General features: G+C 70.4%; 18 protein-coding genes. 5 read left to right on the forward strand and 13 right to left on the reverse strand.

Going from position 1 to position 19,146, the window contains the following annotated elements; translation table 11 throughout:
- Window position 1: 1 nt before the first annotated feature.
- Entirely contained in the window at window positions 2-829 is an 828-nt protein-coding gene (locus tag ACIA73_RS11425; protein ID WP_399438175.1) for a maleylpyruvate isomerase family mycothiol-dependent enzyme, read from the reverse strand.
- Window positions 830-1,054: 225 nt separating this feature from the next.
- Here ACIA73_RS11425 and ACIA73_RS11430 point away from each other — a divergent pair, with 225 nt between their 5' ends.
- Window positions 1,055-1,852, forward strand: coding sequence for a carbon-nitrogen family hydrolase (locus ACIA73_RS11430; RefSeq protein ID WP_399438176.1), 798 nt, complete (start codon window positions 1,055-1,057; stop codon window positions 1,850-1,852).
- Between the two features lie 107 nt (window positions 1,853-1,959).
- On the opposite strand, the gene ACIA73_RS11435 is transcribed toward ACIA73_RS11430, so the two are convergent.
- The 7 genes from ACIA73_RS11435 to ACIA73_RS11465 form a co-directional block, all read right to left on the reverse strand.
- Window positions 1,960-2,448 carry an LURP-one-related/scramblase family protein gene (locus ACIA73_RS11435; protein WP_399438177.1) on the reverse strand — a complete coding sequence of 163 codons (489 nt, stop codon included), beginning with the start codon at window positions 2,446-2,448 and terminating at the stop codon, window positions 1,960-1,962.
- 31 nt (window positions 2,449-2,479) lie between these two features.
- Window positions 2,480-3,013, reverse strand: coding sequence for a GNAT family N-acetyltransferase (locus ACIA73_RS11440; protein ID WP_399438178.1), 534 nt, complete (start codon window positions 3,011-3,013; stop codon window positions 2,480-2,482).
- Between the two features lie 8 nt (window positions 3,014-3,021).
- The gene (locus tag ACIA73_RS11445; RefSeq protein ID WP_399438179.1) at window positions 3,022-3,528 is read right to left on the reverse strand and encodes a GNAT family N-acetyltransferase; all 507 of its coding nucleotides are present in this window, start codon (window positions 3,526-3,528) and stop codon (window positions 3,022-3,024) included.
- 248 nt (window positions 3,529-3,776) lie between these two features.
- Entirely contained in the window at window positions 3,777-4,598 is an 822-nt protein-coding gene (locus ACIA73_RS11450; protein WP_399438180.1) for an ABC transporter permease, read from the reverse strand.
- Window positions 4,595-5,590 carry an ATP-binding cassette domain-containing protein gene (locus ACIA73_RS11455; RefSeq protein WP_399438181.1) on the reverse strand — a complete coding sequence of 332 codons (996 nt, stop codon included), beginning with the start codon at window positions 5,588-5,590 and terminating at the stop codon, window positions 4,595-4,597. The genes ACIA73_RS11450 and ACIA73_RS11455 overlap by 4 nt, the downstream gene beginning before the upstream one ends.
- Window positions 5,591-5,787: 197 nt before the next feature.
- A complete protein-coding gene (locus tag ACIA73_RS11460; RefSeq protein ID WP_399438183.1) occupies window positions 5,788-6,636 on the reverse strand; it encodes a DUF4097 family beta strand repeat-containing protein in 849 nt (282 codons plus the stop codon).
- Window positions 6,637-6,710: 74 nt separating this feature from the next.
- Entirely contained in the window at window positions 6,711-7,241 is a 531-nt protein-coding gene (locus tag ACIA73_RS11465; protein WP_399438184.1) for a toxin-antitoxin system HicB family antitoxin, read from the reverse strand.
- Between the two features lie 183 nt (window positions 7,242-7,424).
- Here ACIA73_RS11465 and ACIA73_RS11470 point away from each other — a divergent pair, with 183 nt between their 5' ends.
- Window positions 7,425-9,221 (forward strand): NHL domain-containing thioredoxin family protein, encoded by a 1,797-nt coding sequence (locus ACIA73_RS11470; RefSeq protein WP_399438185.1) that lies wholly within the window; start codon window positions 7,425-7,427, stop codon window positions 9,219-9,221.
- Between the two features lie 101 nt (window positions 9,222-9,322).
- On the opposite strand, the gene ACIA73_RS11475 is transcribed toward ACIA73_RS11470, so the two are convergent.
- The 5 genes from ACIA73_RS11475 to ACIA73_RS11495 form a co-directional block, all read right to left on the reverse strand.
- Window positions 9,323-12,316 (reverse strand): AfsR/SARP family transcriptional regulator, encoded by a 2,994-nt coding sequence (locus ACIA73_RS11475; protein ID WP_399438186.1) that lies wholly within the window; start codon window positions 12,314-12,316, stop codon window positions 9,323-9,325.
- Window positions 12,317-12,460: 144 nt separating this feature from the next.
- On the reverse strand, window positions 12,461-12,685 hold the full coding sequence (locus ACIA73_RS11480) for a DUF6458 family protein (RefSeq protein ID WP_399438187.1): 225 nt from the start codon (window positions 12,683-12,685) through the stop codon (window positions 12,461-12,463).
- A gap of 134 nt (window positions 12,686-12,819) precedes the next feature.
- Entirely contained in the window at window positions 12,820-14,124 is a 1,305-nt protein-coding gene (locus tag ACIA73_RS11485) for a M18 family aminopeptidase (RefSeq protein WP_399438188.1), read from the reverse strand.
- Between the two features lie 136 nt (window positions 14,125-14,260).
- A complete protein-coding gene (locus tag ACIA73_RS11490) occupies window positions 14,261-15,007 on the reverse strand; it encodes a hypothetical protein (protein ID WP_399438189.1) in 747 nt (248 codons plus the stop codon).
- Window positions 15,008-15,167: 160 nt separating this feature from the next.
- On the reverse strand, window positions 15,168-16,994 hold the full coding sequence (locus ACIA73_RS11495; protein ID WP_399438190.1) for an acyl-CoA dehydrogenase: 1,827 nt from the start codon (window positions 16,992-16,994) through the stop codon (window positions 15,168-15,170).
- A gap of 131 nt (window positions 16,995-17,125) precedes the next feature.
- Between ACIA73_RS11495 and ACIA73_RS11500 the strand changes: the two genes are divergently transcribed.
- The 3 genes from ACIA73_RS11500 (at window position 17,126) to ACIA73_RS11510 (ending at window position 19,058) form a co-directional block, all read left to right on the forward strand.
- Complete coding sequence (locus ACIA73_RS11500; RefSeq protein WP_399438191.1) at window positions 17,126-17,620, forward strand: SseB family protein; 495 nt, start codon at window positions 17,126-17,128, stop codon at window positions 17,618-17,620.
- Window positions 17,621-17,761: 141 nt separating this feature from the next.
- On the forward strand, window positions 17,762-18,001 hold the full coding sequence (locus ACIA73_RS11505; RefSeq protein ID WP_399438192.1) for a hypothetical protein: 240 nt from the start codon (window positions 17,762-17,764) through the stop codon (window positions 17,999-18,001).
- 103 nt (window positions 18,002-18,104) lie between these two features.
- Complete coding sequence (locus tag ACIA73_RS11510) at window positions 18,105-19,058, forward strand: pirin family protein (protein WP_399438193.1); 954 nt, start codon at window positions 18,105-18,107, stop codon at window positions 19,056-19,058.
- The last annotated feature ends 88 nt before the right edge of the window (window positions 19,059-19,146 follow it).

Raw genomic sequence — 19,146 nt, forward strand, 5'->3', positions numbered from 1 at the left:
GCTACGGCGTGACCGCGAAGTTGCGCAGGATGGCGTCGGCCAGGTCCTGGTCGCCCTCGATCTTGATCTGGTCGGCGACCGCTCCGTACCGGACCCGGCCGCACGCCAGGCGGTAGAAGGTTTCCCAGTCCAGGGCGATGGTGACGAGCGGGCCGAGCGAGGGGGTGCCATCGATGGTGCCCCGGCCCTGGTCGTCGACGCGGACCGTGCGCAGGAACTCGACGGGGCCGTGGACGTCGAAGACGACGGCGGAGTTCGGGGGTGCGCCCGCGTCCTTGGCGACGACCTTGGGGAGTGCGCCGAGGAGGTGGTCGCGGGTGACGTAGGCGCCCGGGGAGTCCAGGTTGCCGGGCTGGTGGAAGGTGGTGCGCAGGTCCTGCTCGTGCACCCATACGTCGAAGGCCCGCAGCCGCAGCGCGAGTTCCAGGCTGAGCTGACGACCGCCGAGGGGGGAGCGGATCAGGGTCTCGGGGTCACGGGTCTCGTTCCGCAGCTGCCGGGCGCGGCGGATGATCGTGTACTCCAGCTCCGAGGTCATCTCCGGCGCCGTGTGGTGGCGGCGGACGTCGACCTGGACCTCCAGGTAGCGCGCGAGGTCGGTGGTGGGGTGGAAGAGGTCGCTGGGCAGCGTGTGTATCGGGCGGGGGTCGCCCAGCATCTCGCACTCCGAGCCGATGACATGGGAGACGAGGTCGCGCACCGACCAGCCGGGGCACGGCGTACGGCGGTTCCACTCGCCTTCGACGAGCGGCTTCACCAGCTCGGATATCGCCTCGATGGAGTGGGTCCAGGCGTCGGCGTTGGTCTGCAGGGCGGGATGGACGGTCACGGGACCCCTCGGGCGGTTCAGTGGCGGCGCGGGCAGTGCGGTGCGTGCTTGCACGGATGGTGGCGCGTCGGGTGGTGCGCGTCGGATGGTGCGTGTGTGTACGGCGGTGCATGCCGGGTAGCGGGCTCGAACGCTAAGTTACGCTGCCCGGAGGCACCCCGGCAGTGCTTTCGTGTGACGATCGTAGGCCCGTGTTGACGGCTCGAATGCCAGGACGGTGGTAGTGTGCGCGCCTCTCTCATCCAGATCGATGTAAATGATGAGGAATCGGTCAATTCCCGTAGGGAAAGGGTCGCTTCACTGGTGAGGGCCCAGGAGGATAGCGACCTCGTGGTGCTTCCTGAGCTGTGGCCTACCGGCGCTTGGGGCTACGAGGGCTTCGCCGGGGAGGCGGAGCCGCTGGAGGGCCCGACCTACGAGGTGATGGCGAAGGCCGCGCGGGACGCCGGGGTCTGGCTGCACGCGGGGTCGTTCGTGGAACGCGACCCGGAGGGCCCGCTGTTCAACACCTCGCTGGTCTTCTCGCCGGACGGTGCACTGGCCGCCGCGTACCGGAAGATCCACCGCTTCGGCTTCGACGAGGGCGAGGCCGTACTGATGGGCGCCGGGCGCGAGTTGGTCACCGTGCCCGCCGACGGACTGCGGCTGGGCCTGGCCACCTGCTACGACCTGCGCTTCCCCGAGCTCTTCCGGGGGCTCGTGGATGCCGGAGCGACCGCCTTCGTGATCCCCGCCGGGTGGCCTGCGCGGCGTCGCGAGCACTGGTCGCTGCTGGCCCGTGCGCGGGCCGTGGAGAACCAGGCGTACGTCCTGGCCTGCGGCACCGCGGGCACCCACGCCGGGGTCGAACAGGCCGGGTACAGCGTGGTGGTCGACCCGTGGGGCGAGGTGCTCGGCGAGGCGGGGTCGGGGGAGGAGGTCCTGGTGGTCGAGCTGGATCCGGCGCGGCCCGGGGCCACCCGCGAGCAGTTCCCGGTGCTGAAGGACCGGCTGCTGGGACTGGCGGAACCGCGCCGCCGATAGCCGCTGGGCCGGCGGAACCGCCGCCGGTAGCCGCTGGGGCGATGTTTCACGTGAAACAGGCGGACCTGTTTCGACCTGTTTCACGTGAAACGGACGATCGGCGGGAGTTAGTCCCTCTCCCCCTCCGCCATCCGGATCACACACACCGCGACCGCGATCATCAGCGGCGCGTCCGCGTCCTCCCGTACGACATTGACCGCATAGGTGTCCCGCACCCGGAACCACTTGCGCGAGATGTGCGCCAGCAGTTCGTCGTCGTACTCCACCGAGAACTCCCGGTCCAGCACCCGCCCGCTCACATCGAGTTCGGTGCCCTCGTTGAGGGTGACCCGGTAGTGGTTGCGGATCAGGGAGAGCCGCTTCTTGCGTACGGTCGCCAGGGTCTCCCCATCGCGCTCGATGGTCATGGCGTCGCGCAGGCTGAGCATCTTGGACTTGAGAGTGATCAGTACCCGCCCGCTCGGGTCCTTGAGCTCCAGGGTGTCGCGGAGCCGGAGCGCCTTGCCGTCGACGAGGAAGGCGTGCCGCCCGTTCTCGTCCTCGATCCAGTAGTCGTCGCCGATCGCGAAGAGTTTGTCGCGTACGAGATATTTCATGTCAGGACGGATACCCGTGCCGGACGGAATGTCACGCCTCGGTGGCTTCGCGGGCTTCCGTCCCCCGGGTCGGCGAACCGTGCCGTACGAAGGTGAGGCCGGTCTCTCCGCTGAAGTCCGCCCTGCCGGTCTCGGTGAAGCCGGTACGGGCGAGTACCGCGCGGGAGGCGGCGTTGTCCAGGGAGGTCCCGGCGTGCAGGGTGTGAATCCCGTACCGCTCGGCGGCCAGCGCGATCAGCTCGCGGACGGTGGCGGTGGCCAGGCCCCGGCCGGTCGCCTTCTCCGCGAGCCGGTAGCCGATCTCGGCGGACCCCTCGGTGGTGTCGAGGTCGACGAGGTTGAACCGGCCGAGCACCTCACCGTCCTCCGCCACCAGCACATGGAAGGCGATCTCCCCGGCCGCCTGCTCGGCCAGCAGCGCCGCCAGCCGTTCCGCGAACCCGGACTCCACGAAGAACGCGTCCCCCCGGTCGGTCACGGACGCGGCGAAGTACGCCCGGTTCTCACGCTCGAAGGCGAGCAGCGCGGGGCCGTGTCCGGCGCGCAGCGGTTGGAGTTCAGGCATTGGCGTGGTCAGCCGTTCTGTGCGGGGGTACGGAGACGGGTCAGCCCGGGCTCCAGGTTCTCGTCCGGCCAGGGCACCAGGCCCGCCTTCTCCAGGACCCGGATGGAGGCCGGGTTCTCCAGCGCCGCCTTCGCGCACACCGTGTGCACACCGGGCGCGGCCAGCGCGTGGGCGACCACGGCGTGGGCGGCCTCGGTGGCGTAACCCTGCCCCCAGTGCGACGGCGCGAGCCCGTAACCGAACTCGACCACGCCCTCCGCCGGCGGCCAGAACAGGCCGATGGCGCCGACCACTTGACCGCTCTCGCGCTCGACGATCTGCCGGTGGCCGTACGGTCCGAACCAGTCGGGATGGGTGGCGAAGAGCCCACCGAGGGCCTTGTCCCCCTCGGTGGGGAAGCCGGCCGTCCAGTGCGGCAGATGCTTCCCGTCCAGCACAGCGGCCAGCTCCTCCTGGGTCCAGGTGCGCAGCAGGAGGCGTTCGGTGGGCAGATCGGGCGAGGAAGCGTGGGTCACGTACGGACTCCTGATGACGGGTCGCGGCGCGGAGGTGGGCCGAGCGGAACCCTTGCAGAGCGGGCCCGCGGCGACAAGGCATTTGATGGAGCGGCCACGGCCTCGGCCCCGCACGGCGAGGTGCGGAAACACGGCGGCCGGCCCGGCACAGCGAGGTGCCGAAGCACGGCGGCCGGCCCCCGCGTTCGGCGAGGGCCGGTCACCTGCGTCTTCGACGTACTCAACCTGTCTGTCTCCTCGCTGCTTCTCTACTTGGCCGGGCGGTTGAAGGCGGCACGCGCCCACAGGTAGCCCACCAGGGAGAGGCCGACGCCCCAGGCCAGCGCGATCCAGCCGTTGTTGCCGATCGGGGTGCCCATCAGCAGGCCGCGCAGGGTCTCCGTCAGCGGGGTGAAGGGCTGGTACTCGGCGAACCAGCGCACTCCGGTCGGCATCGAGTCTGTGGTGACGATGGCGCTGCCGAGGAAGGGCAGGAAGGTGATCGGCATCGGGGCGTTGCTCGCGGTCTCCACGCTCTTGCTGGACAGGCCCATGGCCGCCGAGATCCAGGTCAGCGCGAAGGCCAGCAGGGTCAGCACCCCGAAGGCCGCCACCCACTCGACCACATTGGCGTTCGGCCGGAAGCCGCACAGCAGGGCCACCGCGAGCACCAGCACCAGGCTCAGCATGGTCTGGATGACGCCGCCGATGACATGTCCGGTGAGGACCGCGGCCCGCGAGATCGGCATCGTGCGGAAGCGGTTGATGATGCCCTCGGTCATGTCCATCGCCACCGAGATGGCAGTGGACAGCGAACCGGAGGCGATGGCCATCAGCAGGATGCCGGGGGCCACGTAGTCGATGTACTCACCGCCTCCGCCGATGCCGTTGCCCAGCGCGCCGCCGAAGACGAACACGAACAGCAGCAGCATCACGATCGGCATCGAGACCACCGAAATGGTCATCGACGGGTAGCGCTTGGCGCGCTTGAGGTTGCGGCCCAGCATGGTGAGCGAGTCGCGCAGGGCGTACGACTTGCCGGCGGCGGCCGGGGTGCGGGCGGTGGTCGGGGTGAGGGTGGCGGCGCTCATCGCACGGACTCCTTGGTCTGGGTGGGGACGGTGGCCTGCGCGGACCCGGCGCCCGGCTTGTTGCCGTTGCCGGTCAGGGTGAGGAAGACGTCGTCGAGGTCGGGGGTGTGCACGGTGAGGGCCGCCGCGTCGAGTGCGGCGCCGTCCAGCCGGTCGAGCACCGAACGCAGCGCGGGGATGGAACCGTCGCTGGGAATGTCGAGCGTGAGCGCCTCCGGGTCGGTGGTCACCGGACCCAGCTGCTGAGCCGCGAAAGCGAGTTGGTGTGCCTCATGGAAACGGAGCCTGATGTGCCCGCCGGGAATCAGTCGCTTGAGCTCCTCGGCCGTCCCCTCGGCGACGATCCGGCCGCCGTCGAGCACCGCGATCCGGTCCGCGAGCTGGTCCGCCTCCTCCAGGTACTGCGTGGTCAGGAAGATGGTGACGCCGTCGGCGACCAGTTCCCGGATCATCTCCCACATGGAACGGCGGCTGCGCGGGTCGAGGCCGGTGGTGGGCTCGTCCAGAAAGATGATGCGCGGGTCTCCGACCAGGGTCATCGCCAGGTCGAGCCGGCGGCGCATACCGCCGGAGTAGGTGGCGACGGTCTTGCGTCCGGCCTCCGTCAGGTCGAACCTCTGGAGGAGTTCGGTGGCGCGGCGGCGGCCTTCGCGGCGGCTGAGGTGGTGCAGGTTCGCCATCAGGATCAGGTTCTCCTCACCGGTGAGGAGGTTGTCGACGGCGGAGAACTGTCCGGTGACACCGATCGCGGACCGGATGGCTTCGTCCTCCCGGCCGAGGAGGTGCCCGGCGACGCGGGATTCGCCGTCGCTGGGGGCGATGAGGGTGGAGAGGATCTGCACGGTGGTGGTCTTCCCGGCGCCGTTCGGGCCGAGCAGGGCGAAGACCGTGCCCTGGGGGATGCTGAGGTCGATCCCGTCGAGGACGAGTTTGTCGCCGTAGGACTTGCGGAGGGCGACGGCGCTGAGGGCGAGGGCGGGCGAGGTGGGCATGGGCGGGGCCCTTCTGGGTGGGTGGCGTGTATGACGCAGCCAGGATTAATCATGTGCATGACAGGTCAGCTCATGTGCCCTTCCGGGCACTGGGGCGGAAGAAGGGGGAGGGGAGGGCGGGAGGAGGGGGTGGCCGCCTCCCGTCAGGTGCCGGGAGAGGGTGGCCGCCTCCCGTCAGGTGCCGTCGGTCGACCTCGTCAGCCTCGTGCCCGGCGTACTTCGATGTTTCCCCAGCGGGTCCTGGCGCGGACCTCGACCGTCTCCTTGGAATCCTCGGGGTCCGGCGCGTCCGACGAGGTCAGCGCGTTGTGGACGTGGCCGCGTTCCGAGCTGACGTCCAGCCAGGCGGCCGTACCGTTGCGGACACCGACCTCGATCGCACCGTACGACGTCTCCAGCTGGACCTTGCCGCGCACCACTTCGGTGACCCGCAGCGCACCGTGCGCGGTGGTCGCCGTGACCGAGCCCTCCGCGCGCTCGACCAGGATGTCGCCGTACGAGCCGTTGACCCGCAGGTCGCCGGTGACCGTGCCGACGGTGGTCGCGCCGTGCGAGTTCTTCAGGGTGGCGGGGCCGTCGACGGTGCCCACACGCAGGTGGCCGGAGCTGGTGGTGAGTTCGGCGGCGCCCTGGGCGTGGTCCACCGTGATGCTGCCGTGCGCCACATCCAGGAAGACCGGACCGGTCACCTCCAGATGCGCGTCACCCGTCGAGGACTTCATCCGGACCTCACCGAGCCGGCCCTCGCCACGTACCTCGGTCCAGGAGCCGTTCACCTCGACCCGTGAACCCGAGGGCAGTTCGACCACGATGTCGATCGTCCCGGTCCGCCCGAGCAGCCCCAGCTTGGGCGCCTTGATGGTCAGTGCGCCGCCGGTGTAGCTGACCCGGGTCTGCTTGGCGGTCCGCACGTCGACGTCCTTCTTCGGGTCGCGCGGGATCACCTCGACGACCGTGTCCCCCCGGCCGCTCGCGATGAACCGGATCGAGCCGGCCGGCACATGGGCCACGGTGGAGATCGCTTCGGGAGTATCGAAAGTAGGCATGGCTGTCCCGTCCTCTTGGGTCCTCTGGATGTTTTCGCTGGTGGGAGCGGTGTTGCGGAAGTGGAAGGCGGTGCTCAGCGCACCCAGCCGGTGAAGCTCCGGCCGCTGTTCATGGCCCGCTGTTCGGCACGGGGCGGAGCGCCCGCCCCCGAGTCCACGGCCGCCGAGACCGCCCGGACCAGCCACGCGTTGACCGAGAGTCCCTCGCGGTTGGCCGCCTCCTCCGCGCGGTTCTTGAGGTGGGCGGGCAGCCGCAGGTTGATCCGCGCGGTGGCACCGTCCCCCTCGTCCACGGACGTCGGAGCCGATGCCGCCGGGGCCTGTGCGGTGGCCGCCCCCGGCTGCTCGAAGACCTCACCGCCGGACGGCAGCGACACCACGAAGTCCGGGTCCAGGCCCCGCAGCCGTACGTCGACCGAACCGGGTGCCAGCTCCCGGGTGACCTCCGCCATCGCATCGGAGAGGGCGTTGAGCAGGGTGAGCCTGGCCGCCGAATCCAGCGGAGCGGTGAGCCGCTCGGCCAGCTCCCGGGCTTCGTCCCCACCGGCTTCGGCGGCCACCGCGAGTTCGCGGCGAAGTGTGTCTACATACGGCGTGAGGTCCATGACGCCATCATGGCACCATCGTGGTGCCATAGCAAGCCCCAATGTGGCTCACCTTGGCGTCACCTGGCGCCAGCGCCCTCGCCTTGCCCCCACCAGAACCCCCTGACCTGCACTTTCACCCTCACTCTCAGGTTTCATGAGCCGTTGACCCACCTTTGGCTCAGCAGTGGCACCCTTGGTGCCATGACTGCCTCCTCCCCGTCCACCCCCGCCCCCCGCCGCGCCCGTGTCCGCGCCCCCGAGCTGATCGGCAAGGGCGGCTGGCTCAACACCGGAGGCAAAGAGCTGACCCTCGCCGACTTCCGGGGCCGCATCCTCATCCTGGATTTCTGGACCTTCTGCTGCATCAACTGCCTCCACGTCCTCGATGAACTCCGTGAGCTGGAGCAGCGCCACAGCGACACCACCGTGATCGTCGGTGTCCACTCGCCGAAGTTCGTGCACGAGGCCGAGCATCAGGCCGTGGTCGATGCCGTTGAGCGCTATCAGGTGCACCACCCGGTCCTCGACGACCCCGAGCTGGCCACCTGGAAGCAGTACGCCGTGCGGGCCTGGCCGACGCTGGTCGTCATCGACCCGGAGGGTTACGTCGTCGCCCAGCACGCCGGTGAGGGGCACGCCCACGCCATCGAGCGACTGGTCGGCGAGCTGGAGGCGGAGCACGAGGCGAAGGGGACGCTGCGTCGCGGGCACGGTCCGTACGTCGAGCCGGAGCCGGTCGCCACCGACCTCCGCTTCCCGGGCAAGGTGATCGCGCTCCCGGGCAGCGGCAACCTCCTGGTCTCCGACACCACCCGCGACCAGCTCGTGGAGCTCGCCCCCGACGGCGAGAGCGTGCTGCGCCGCATCGACGGCGACTTCAACGAGCCGCAGGGGCTGGCGCTGCTCCCCGACGGCCGGATCGTCGTCGCCGACACGGTGAACCACCAGCTCAAGTCGTACGACCCGGCCACCGGCGGCATCACCGTCCTGGCCGGCACCGGGAAGCAGTGGTGGCAGGGCGAGCCCACCTCCGGCGCGGCACTGGACGTCTCGCTCTCCTCGCCGTGGGACGTGGCGTGGTGGCGTGGCGAGGTGTGGATCGCGATGGCCGGGGTGCACCAGCTGTGGGCGTACGACCCGGAGTCGGGCACCGTCAGGGTCGCGGCCGGTACCACCAATGAAGGGCTGGTCGACGGGCCGGCCGCCGAGGCCTGGTTCGCCCAGCCGTCCGGGCTCGCCGCCACCGAGGACCGCCTCTGGGTGGCCGACTCGGAGAACTCCGCGCTGCGCTGGGTGGACACCGAGGACGTGGTGCACACCGCCGCCGGTACCGGTCTCTTCGACTTCGGGCACCGCGACGGGGACGCCGGACAGGCACTGCTCCAGCACCCGCTGGGCGTCACCGCGCTGCCCGACGGGTCGGTCGCCGTCAGCGACACGTACAACCACGCCCTGCGCCGCTACGAGCCGGTCGGCGGCCAGGTCACCACTCTGGCAACGGACTTGCGTGAGCCGAGCGACGCCGTACTGGTCGGCGAGGACATCGTGGTGGTGGAGTCGGCGCGCCACCGGCTGACCCGGCTGCGGTTGCCGGACGAGGCGGTACGGGTGGAGGCCGTCGCGCACCGCACCCAGCGTGCCGCCACCGAAGTCGCCCCGGGGAAGCTCCGGCTGGAGGTGGTCTTCCAGGCGCCGACCGGCCAGAAGCTGGACACCCGCTACGGGCCCTCGACCCGGCTGCTGGTCTCGGCCACACCGCCCGAGCTGCTCGCGGACGGGGAGGGCACGGGCACCGACCTGGCCCGCGAGCTGACGCTGAACCCCGAGCTCGGCGAGGGTGTGCTGCATGTTTCGGCGATGGCCGCTTCCTGCGACGACGACCCGGCGAACGAGTACCCGGCCTGCCATGTCCACCAGCAGGACTGGGGCGTTCCGCTGCGTCTGGTGGCGGGCGGCGAGTCCCGGCTGGCGCTGGTACTGGCGGGGCTGGACGGTTAGAGCCCGTTTCCAAGGGTGTGGTCCCGGGGGCGGCGGGGCCGGCGCCCGAGGGCGGTGGTGGCGCCAGGGACGGGGGGCACGACCTCGTGCCCCCCTTCGCCTCATGGTCGCGCGGCCGCCTCCGCCGAGGCCCGCTCGTACCGTGCCTCGTACGCCGTGTCCCCGGTGAGCCGCCACAGCACCCCGAGCGCACGGCACGCACCCTCGTGATATCCGGCCAACTCGGCGTTGTCGGCGGCCAGTTCAAGCAGCTCCAGCCCCTCCTCCACGCGCCCCAACTGCGTCAGCGACTCACCCTGTGCGGTCTGCAACAGCATCTTGCGGATCAGTGCGGCGTCGGCGGAACCGAGCGCCAGTCCGTCCAGCGAGTGCTGTAGCGCGGCCTCGGGTTCACCGGCGCTCAGGCAGTGCTCGGCCAGCGTCTGGAGGGCCAGCATCTCGGTCTGTCCGTCGCCGCCCTGCCGGGCGAGCGCGGCCGCACGTACGCAGCCCTCGCGCGCCAAATCGCTGTCGCCACATGACTGTTGGGCGTGCGAGAGGTTGATCCAGCCGATCGCCTCGTCGACCGGGTCGCCTGCCCTGGCGGCCAGCCGCGGAGCCAACTCCAGGTGTGGGTAGGCCTCTTCGGGCCGGCCCTCCTCCAGCAGCACCCACCCGAGCAGCGCCCGCACCCGCGACTGGGCGTCCGGGTCGTCGACGGTCTCGGCTGCCTCCAGCGCCTGCTCCAGCACCGGCGCCCACCGCTCCCGGACCCGCCACAGCACGTACGGCCACTGCAGAATCCCGAGCCGCCACACCAGCTCCGGCCGACGTGCCGCCTGCGCCGCCGCCATCGCCCCGGCCAGCGCCTCGCGTTCCGCCTCGTACCACTCGATGGCCTCCGCCCGGCTGGTGAACTCCCTTACCGCAGAGGGCTTCTGTACGTCGTCGGGGAGTGTGCAGCACGGGCGGCTGCCGGGCTCGGCGACCGCGTTGGCGGCGAGTTCGGTGTGCAGGTAGTGGCCGATCAGGCGGGCCAGCGCGGCGGAGCCCCGGTCGGCTTCCGCCGAGGTGGCGAGCTCTCTGGCGTACAGCCTGACCAGGTCGTGCAGGGCGAACCGCCCGGGTCCCGATTCCTGTACGAGATGGGCGGCGGCCAGCTGGTCCAGGGCCGCGCCCGCCTCGCTGGGGGATATCCCGGCGAGCGCTCCGGCGGCGTAACGGTCGAAGGTCTTGCCGGTGTGCGCGCCCAGGCTGCGGAACACCTGCTGGGCGCTGCCACGCAACTGCTGCACGCTGAGGCCGAGTTCGGCGGCGACACCACGGTCCTCGACCGCGAGCAGCGCCAACCTTCGCTGTTCGTCGGCGAGTTCGGTGCTGTGCCGTTCCAGTGTCCAGTCCGGGTGGGTGGCGAGGCGGGCGGCCGTGATGCGCAGGGCGAGCGGCAGGCCGTCGCAGAGCCCGGCCAGTCTGCGCGCCGCTTCGGGTTCGGCGGCGACCCGGGCGGGGCCGAGCACCCCGGCGAGCAGTGCGGTGGAGTCGTCGGGGCCGAGCACGGTGAGCGGCACCGGCCGGGCCAGATCGCCCGCGATCAGTCCGTCGAGCCGGTTCCTGCTGGTCACGACGGTGACGCACTCGTCTCCCGCCGGCAGCAGCGGCCGTACCTGCTCGGAGCTGCGCGCGTTGTCGAGTACGACGAGGAGCCGGCGCTCGGCGGTGAGCCGCCGGTACAGTGCGGCGGCGACCGCCGGGGTCTCCGGCATGGCGCGCCCGCTCACCCCCAGGGCGGCCAGGAACTCCCGTATGACATCGGTCGGTTCGGGATCCGCGAGCTCGTCGAAGCCGTGCAGGTCGGCGAAGAGCCGCCCGTCCGGGAAGTCCACCCGCCGCAGATGCGCCCAGCGCAGTGCGAGCGCCGTCTTGCCCACCCCGGGCGGCCCGGTGACCAGCGCGATCGGCGCCTCACCGCCGCCGGCGGCCACCCCGAGGGCGTCCAGTTCATCGCGCCGCCCGAGGAAACCTCGGGGGTTGCGGGGCAGCAACTCCGGGACGGTGTAGGGGATATGGGCGGTGGCGGGGTCCGGGGGCGGGTCGGAGAGGAGGGGTGCGGGAGGCGTTGGGGTGGGAAGGGCGATGCTCGGCGCTTCGGTGGTGGTGGAGAGTTCCGGCGTACGTCGCTGAGGTCCTCGTTGCTCGGGCGCGCGGGAATCCGGAGCGGCGGCGGCAGGACTTACGCGGCCGGCGGGTGCCCCGGCGGCGAGGAGGGCGGCGGCGGCCGTGCCGGACGTATCGACACCGGAGCCGGAGCCGGAGCCGGAGCCGGAGCTGGAGCTGGAACCGAAACCGGAACCCGAGCCCGAAGCGGAACCAGACCCCCCGTCCCCCTGAAGAATCACCCCGTACGCGTCCTGCAGCGCCCGCCCCGGATCCACACCCAGCTCGTCCGCCAGCAGCCGTCGTGTCCGGTGGTACCAGTCCAGCGCGTCCGACTGCCGGCCCGCCCGGTACAGCGCCAGCATCAGCGCGGCCGCCAGGGTCTCGCGCATCGGGTGCGCGACGGCCTCGGTGCGCAGTACCGCCGCCGCACGGCCGTGTTCGCCCAGCTCGCCGTATGCGTCGGCCAGGTTCTCGACCGTGACGAGCCGGGTCTCCTCCAGGGCGTGGGCGGCGGCCTCCAGGGGTTCGGAGGAAACCGTTCCGGTGAGTGCCGGGCCGCGCCACAGTGCCAGCGCCTCGCGCAGCATCAACACCGCGTCGGCGGGCTGCCGTTGGTGCTTCGCGAGCTGGACGAGTTCCTCGAAGCGGTGCGCGTCGAGCAGGGACTCCGACATCTGGAGGACGTAGGCCCGGCCCCGGGTGGCGAGCTCGACCCCGTACGCCGCGGCCTCGCCGTCGTTGAGCAGCGCCCGTAGTCGTGAGACATGGCCCTGGACGACGGTTCTGGCGTGCGCGGGCGGGGCCACGTCCCAGATGGTGTCGATGAGCTGGTCGACGGGGACGGCCGTGTTGGGGCGCAGCAGCAGCGCGGCCAGCACGCTGCGTCGTTTTGCCGGGCCCAGCGGAAGCTCTCCGGCTTCGGTGGCGACGGACACCGCTCCGAGCAACCGGAATTCCACTGGCGCCTCCCCTGCGAACCCTGTGAACCCTGTGAATTCGAGCAGTTTACCGGGGGAGGAGACGCCGTCAGAAGGTGATGGCCGCCCTGGCGGAAAGGTGCCTGGGGGGTGCGCCAGGCGGAACGATGCCTGGCGGAAAAGTGACTACTCGTAGTGGCGGTAGCGCTCTTCGGTGACGCCGGGGGCGCCCGGAGCGCCTATGCCCCTGCGGCGCTTGAGGATGCTGGTGAAGACCACGATGCCGATGACACCGACCAGCATCATGATCACCCCGACCAGGTCGAGGTTGACGCTCTTCATTTCCCAGTCCGTGGCGAAGGTCAGGATGGCCCCCACCGCGACGAGGACGATGCAGCCGCCCAAGCCCATTTCAGCTCGCCTCCGAAGATGATCGCTTGTGACCGTTCCGGCCCTTTGTGTGTACGGGGCGCGTACCCGGGGCCGGAACAGCCATGCGCGCAGCCGGAGTTCAGCACTCCGGCAGCGTCCTCCGGCAGTGGAGCTCAGCCCTCCAGGAACGCCGTCAGCGCGTTCGCCAGCAGATACGGGTCCTGGGCGCCGCACAGCTCACGCGCGCTGTGCATGGAGAGGATCGCGACGCCGATGTCGACGGTGTGGATGCCGTGCCGGGCGGCCGTGATCGGGCCGATCGTCGTGCCGCAGGGCATCGCGTTGTTGGACACGAAGGTCTGCCACGGGACCCCGGCTTTCTCGCAGGCGGCGGCGAACACCGCGCGGCCGTTGCCGTCGGTGGCGTACCGCTGGTTCACGTTGACCTTGAGGATGGGGCCGCCGTTGGCGCGGGGGTGGTGCGTGGGGTCGTGGCGCTCCGCGTAGTTGGGGTGCACGGCGTGGCCGGTGTCGGAGGAGAGACAGATCGCGCCGGCGAAGGCGCGGCTCCTGTCCTCGACGGTGCCGCCGCGGGCGTGGACCGAACGTTCCAGCACGTTGCCGAGCAGCGGGCCGTCCGCGCCGGTGTCGGACTGCGAACCGTTCTCCTCGTGGTCGAAGGCGGCGAGCACCGGGATGTACGGCAGGTCGATGTCACCGGCGGCGTCGGCGGACGCCACGGCGGCGAGGGCGGCCACGCAGGCGTGCACGGACAGCAGGTTGTCCATCCGCGGGCCCGCGACCAGCTCCTGGTCGCGCCCCAGGTAGGCGGGCGGCTCGACGGCGTGCGGCATCAGGTCCCAGCCGAGTACGTCCTCGGGGTCGAGGCCGGCCTCCTGGGCGACGTACGCGATCAGGTCGCCCTCGTGCACCTCGCCCAGGCCCCAGATGGGCTGCATGTGGCGCTGCTTGTCGAGCTTGAGGCCGTCGTTGGCGCCACGGTCGAGGTGGATGGCGAGCTGGGGCACGCGCAGCAGCGGGCGGTCGATGTTCACGAGGCGGTGCGAGCCGTCGCGCAGCGTCAGCCGGCCGGCCAGGCCGAGGTCGCGGTCGAGCCAGGTGTTGAGCAGGGTCCCGCCGTAGACCTCTACGGCGACCTGGCGCCAGCCCTCGTTGCCGGTGTCGGGCAGCGGCTTCACCCGCAGGTTCGGGGAGTCGGTGTGCCCGCCGATGATCCGGAAGGGGGTGTGCGCCTCGGCGCCCTCCGGTACGTACCAGGCGACGATCGCGCCCCCGCGCAGCACGTACTTGCCACCCGTCGACGCATCCCAGGCATCGGTCTCGGCCACCTGCCGGAAGCCGACCTTCTCCAGCCGCTCGGCGGCGGCGGCAACGGCGTGGTAGGGCGAGGGCCCGGCCGCGAGGAAGGACATCAGGTCGTCGGTGTGGCCACGATCGAATCGGGCAGCGGTGCTCATGCCTTTCAGGGTAACTAGGGGTGACGTGACGGAGGGCGGCGGAGCGGGGTCCGCCCGCCCCGTCAGCCCGCCCCGTCAGCCCGCTCCGTCAGCCCGGCCGGGCGGCGGAGACCGCTCGGCGGTGCGGGCCGGGTCCCTAGAGCGGGCGTTCGAAGCGGCGGCGGAGGGGCATTCTCCGGTCGCCTCTTGCCACTCGGGGCAGCATCTGGGGGGTGCCCTGGGCGCGTTGGGCCTGACGTCTGCGGCCTGCGCAGAAGATGCATTCCTCGCCGGGTGGGGCGTCGGGGTCGACCGGGGCTCCGGGGTGCTGCGCGCAGCCCGAGGCGTTGCGGGGGCGGGAGAGTTCCCTGGCCAGGAGGAAGGCGTGGTGGAGGGCCTGGGCGAGGGTGGCGAACTCCTCCGGCTTGGAGGAGGTGCCCAGGTCGAAGGAACGCTCGTTGACGAGGTCGAACTGGGACTTCAGGGCGGCCAGGGTGGCGCGCGGGGCGGAGCCGTCCGGCAGGCGGGGGAGGTCGTCGGCGGGGCTGGGTGCGCTGCGCTCGGTGAGGCGGCGGCGGTGGTTGCACAGGAGGCAGCGGCCCCAGCCGTCGGGCGCGGCCGGGTCGACCGCCCCATCGGGATGGTCCGTGCAGCCGGTGACGTTGCGCGCCGGGGCGAGGTCGGATGCGGTGCGGTACGCCCCGTACAGCGAGTCGGCGACGGGTTCGTACTCGGCGGGGTGGGCGCCGTCGTACATCTCCTTCACCAGGTCGCTGGCCGAGCCGAGCCTGCTGCGCAGCTCCTGGAGTGCGTACGGCAGCCCGGTGGGGACGGAGTACCCCTTCTTGCCCCGGTCGCCGCCCTGCCCGGCCTGTCCGCCCTGCGAAGAGTTCTGTCCAGCCATACGCCCCAGCGTCGCACGCCCCACTGACAGCCTCACTGAAAGCCCCACTGACAACGGGCCGGGTCGATCCCCCGGTGAGGAGGATCGACCCGGCCCGCGGAAGACTGCGGAAGGCAGCGGGAAGCCGGCAGAAAGCCCGTAACCGACCAGCAGGCAGCTGCTAGAACGCGGCCTCGTCCAGCTCCATCAGCGAGTTGTCCACAACCTCGGCCTTGGCCCGCTCGATGCTCACGCCCGGCAGCACGTTCGCGGCGAAGTACTTCGCCGCCGCGATCTTGCCGGTGTAGAAGGGGACGTCCTTCGCGGAGGCGGTCGCCAGCTTCTCGGCGGCCACGGCGGCACCGCGCAGCAGCAGGTAGCCGACCACGACGTCGCCCGAGGCCATCAGCAGACGGGTCGTGTTCAGACCCACCTTGTAGATGGACTTGACGTCCTTCTCGGTGCCCGCGAGGTCCGTCAGCATGGCGCCGACGATGGCCTCCAGGTCCACGGCCGCCTTGGCGAGCTGCTCGCGCGCACCGGCCAGCTCCTCGCCGCCCGTGCCCACCGCGAGGAACTTCTTGATCTCCTCGGCGAGCTGGTTGAGCGCCGCGCCCTGGTTGCGGACGATCTTCCGGAAGAAGAAGTCCTGACCCTGGATGGCCGTGGTGCCCTCGTAGAGGGTGTCGATCTTGGCGTCCCGGATGTACTGCTCGATCGGGTACTCCTGGAGGTACCCGGAGCCACCGAAGGTCTGCAGCGACTGCGCGAGCTGCTCGTACGACTTCTCGGAGCCGTAGCCCTTCACGATCGGGAGCAGCAGGTCGTTGAGCGCGATCTCCGCCTTGGCGTCCTCACCGGCCGCCTCCTTGACCGCGATCTCGTCCTGCACGCAGGCCGTGTGCAGCACCAGCGCGCGCATGCCCTCGGAGTACGCCTTCTGCTCCATGAGCGCGCGGCGGACGTCCGGGTGGTGCGTGATGGTGACCTTGGGCGCGGCCTTGTCCATGAAGTTGGCCAGGTCGGTGCCCTGGACGCGCTCCTTGGCGTACTCAAGGGCGTTCAGGTAACCGGTCGACAGCGTCGCGATGGCCTTCGTGCCGACCATCATCCGGGCGAACTCGATGATCATGAACATCTGGCGGATGCCGTCGTGCTTGTCGCCGATCAGCCAGCCCTTGGCGGGGTGCTGGTCGCCGAAGGTCATCTCGCAGGTGTTGGACGCCTTGAGGCCCATCTTGTGCTCGACGTTGGTCGCGTAGGCGCCGTTGCGCTCGCCCAGCTCGCCGGTCTCCCAGTCGAAGTTGTACTTCGGTACGAGGAAGAGGGAGAGGCCCTTGGTGCCGGGACCGGCACCCTCGGGGCGCGCGAGGACGTAGTGAAGGATGTTCTCCGACATGTCGTGCTCACCGGACGTGATGAAGCGCTTCACGCCCTCGATGTGCCAGGAGCCGTCCTCCTGCTGGATCGCCTTGGTGCGGCCGGCGCCGACGTCCGAACCGGCGTCCGGCTCGGTCAGCACCATCGTCGAGCCCCACTGCTTCTCGACGGCGATCTGCGCGACCTTCTTCTGCGCGTCGTTGCCCTCCTCGTGCAGGATGCCGGCGAACGCCGGGCCCGAGGAGTACATCCAGACGGCCGGGTTGGCGCCGAGCAGCAGCTCCGCGTACGCCCAGATCAGCGAGCGCGGGGAGGTCGTGCCGCCGATCTCCTCCGGCAGGCCCAGGCGCCAGTACTCGGAGTCCATGAAGGCCTGGTAGCTCTTCTTGAAGGACGCCGGGACGGGCGCGGTGTTGGTGGCCGGGTCGAAGACCGGCGGGTTGCGGTCGGCGTCCTCGAAGGAGGCGGCGAGGTCGTCCTCCGCGAGGCGCTTGACCTCGTCCAGGATCGACTTTGCGGTCTCGACGTCCATCTCCGCGAACGGGCCGGTGCCGTACAGCTTGTCGCGACCGAGCACCTCGAAGAGGTTGAACTCGATGTCCCGGAGATTCGACTTGTAGTGCCCCATGGCGACGGCTCCGTATAACTCGGGGAGGCAGGATCCTCGTACAAATACCAGCAAGTAGCTACCAGCATGCTACCCGTCGGTAATAAGCCGCAACCCCATGCGCCCAGATGTGGGCTACTACTCTTTCCCGCATGTATGGCTACGAGCAGAATCCGGGCGCCCAGCAGGGTTACGCCCCGCCCGGTGGGGCCCAGCAGGGTTACGCCCCGCCGCAGCCGCCGCCCCAGCAGCAGGCGTACGCGGAGCAGCCGCTGTACCCCGAGCCGTCGCCGCCGTCGCTGGCCGACGGGGTGCGCGCCTTCACCACCGGGACGCTGTCCGCCGAGGACTTCCAGCAGATCTTCGCCTCGTCGAAGGTCTACTGCCCGCGCGGGGACGGCCCCGGCTTCCTGGCGCTGCACAACACCCAGCACCCGGTGATCCCCATGTTCACCACGCTCAAGGAGCTGCGGAAGTACGCGGGCAAGGAGTCCAAGTACTTCGTGATCACGGGCGCCGAGGTGATCGACCTCCTGCCGACCGGGTACGGCTTCGTGCTCGACATGGAGGGCCAGCACCGGATGGTGTTCGACGCGAAGGCGGTCGAGCAGATGGTCGACTTCGCGATGCGCCGGATGTACGGCTGAGGCCGGATGCGCCGCTTCCGCCGGGCGTACGGCTGAGGCCTGCCGCGGCCCGCTGACGGCGCGGGAATGGAACTCGCCTTGCAGGACGTTCAGGGTTCAACTAAGTTGAATGTTGAACATCCCGCCTGGAGGTGGACCGAAATGCCCGCAATCACCGTCGAGAACCCGTTGACCCTCCCCAAGGTCGCCGCGCCCACGGACGCGACCGCGCGTCCCGTGCTGGCCGTCACCACGGCGCCGACCGGCTTCGAGGGCGAGGGCTTCCCGGTACGCCGTGCCTTCGCGGGCATCAACTACCAGCACCTCGACCCGTTCATCATGATGGACCAGATGGGCGAGGTGGAGTACGAGGCCGGAGAGCCCAAGGATTCTCTCGGTTGAGGGGGTACTCCCGCTACCCCGCACGCGTACTGATCTCAGCTGTTCCGCTGAAACCCGCTGAACCGCGTAACCACCCCGCCCTGACCTCGCCGAAGGAGTCGTCATGCCTGCTGTGACGGTAGAGAACCCGCTCGTCCTGCCCCGCGTCGCCGCCCCCGCTGACGCCCAGTCGCGCCGCGTCCTGCACGTGGCCACCGCCCCCAGCGGCTTCGAAGGGGAAGGCTTCCCGGTCCGCCGCGCCTTCGCCGGCCTCAATTACGAGTACCTCGACCCCTTCATCATGATGGATCAGATGGGAGAGGTGGACTACGAAGCCGGCGAGCCGAAGGGGACCCCTTGGCACCCGCACCGCGGCTTCGAGACGGTCACCTACATCATCGACGGCACCTTCATCCACCGTGACTCCCACGGCGGCGGCGGAACCATCACCAACGGCGACACCCAGTGGATGACCGCCGGCTCCGGCCTTCTGCACATCGAGACCCCGCCGGAGGAGCTGGTCATGTCCGGCGGCCTCTTCCACGGCCTGCAGCTCTGGGTGAACCTCCCCGCCAAGGCGAAGATGACCGACCCCCGCTACCAGGACATCCGCGGCGGCAGCGTCAAGCTGCTGACGTCCGCTGACGGCGGCGCGCTCCTGCGAGTCATCGCGGGCGAGCTCGACGGCCACGAGGGCCCCGGCGTCACGCACACGCCCATCACGATGATCCACGCCTCGGTGAACCCGGGCGCCGAGATCACACTCCCCTGGCGCTCGGACTTCAACGCCCTCGCCTACGGACTCGCGGGACAGGGCTTCGCCGGCGCGGAGAAGCGTCCCTTCGGCATGGGCCAGTCGGTCGTCTTCGGCGATGGCGACTCGGTGACCATCCGCGCCGCCGAGACGCAGGACTCCCGCAGCTCCAGCTTCGACGTGGTCCTCCTGGGCGGACTGCCGATCCGTGAGCCGATGGCCCACTACGGCCCGTTCGTGATGAACAGCCACGCCGAACTGACCCAGGCATTCGACGACTTCCAGGCGGGACGGCTGGGGACAATCCCGGCTGACGCCGTCTGATACGTCTCCGAACGTCAGAGGACCCGTCTCCCTGGAGGCGGGTCCTCTGTTCTTTCGGTTAATGAGCCGCGACTGAACCGATGATCCC

The organism is Streptomyces sp. NPDC051561 (assembly GCF_044454195.1).
Taxonomy (GTDB): Bacteria; Actinomycetota; Actinomycetes; order Streptomycetales; family Streptomycetaceae; genus Streptomyces.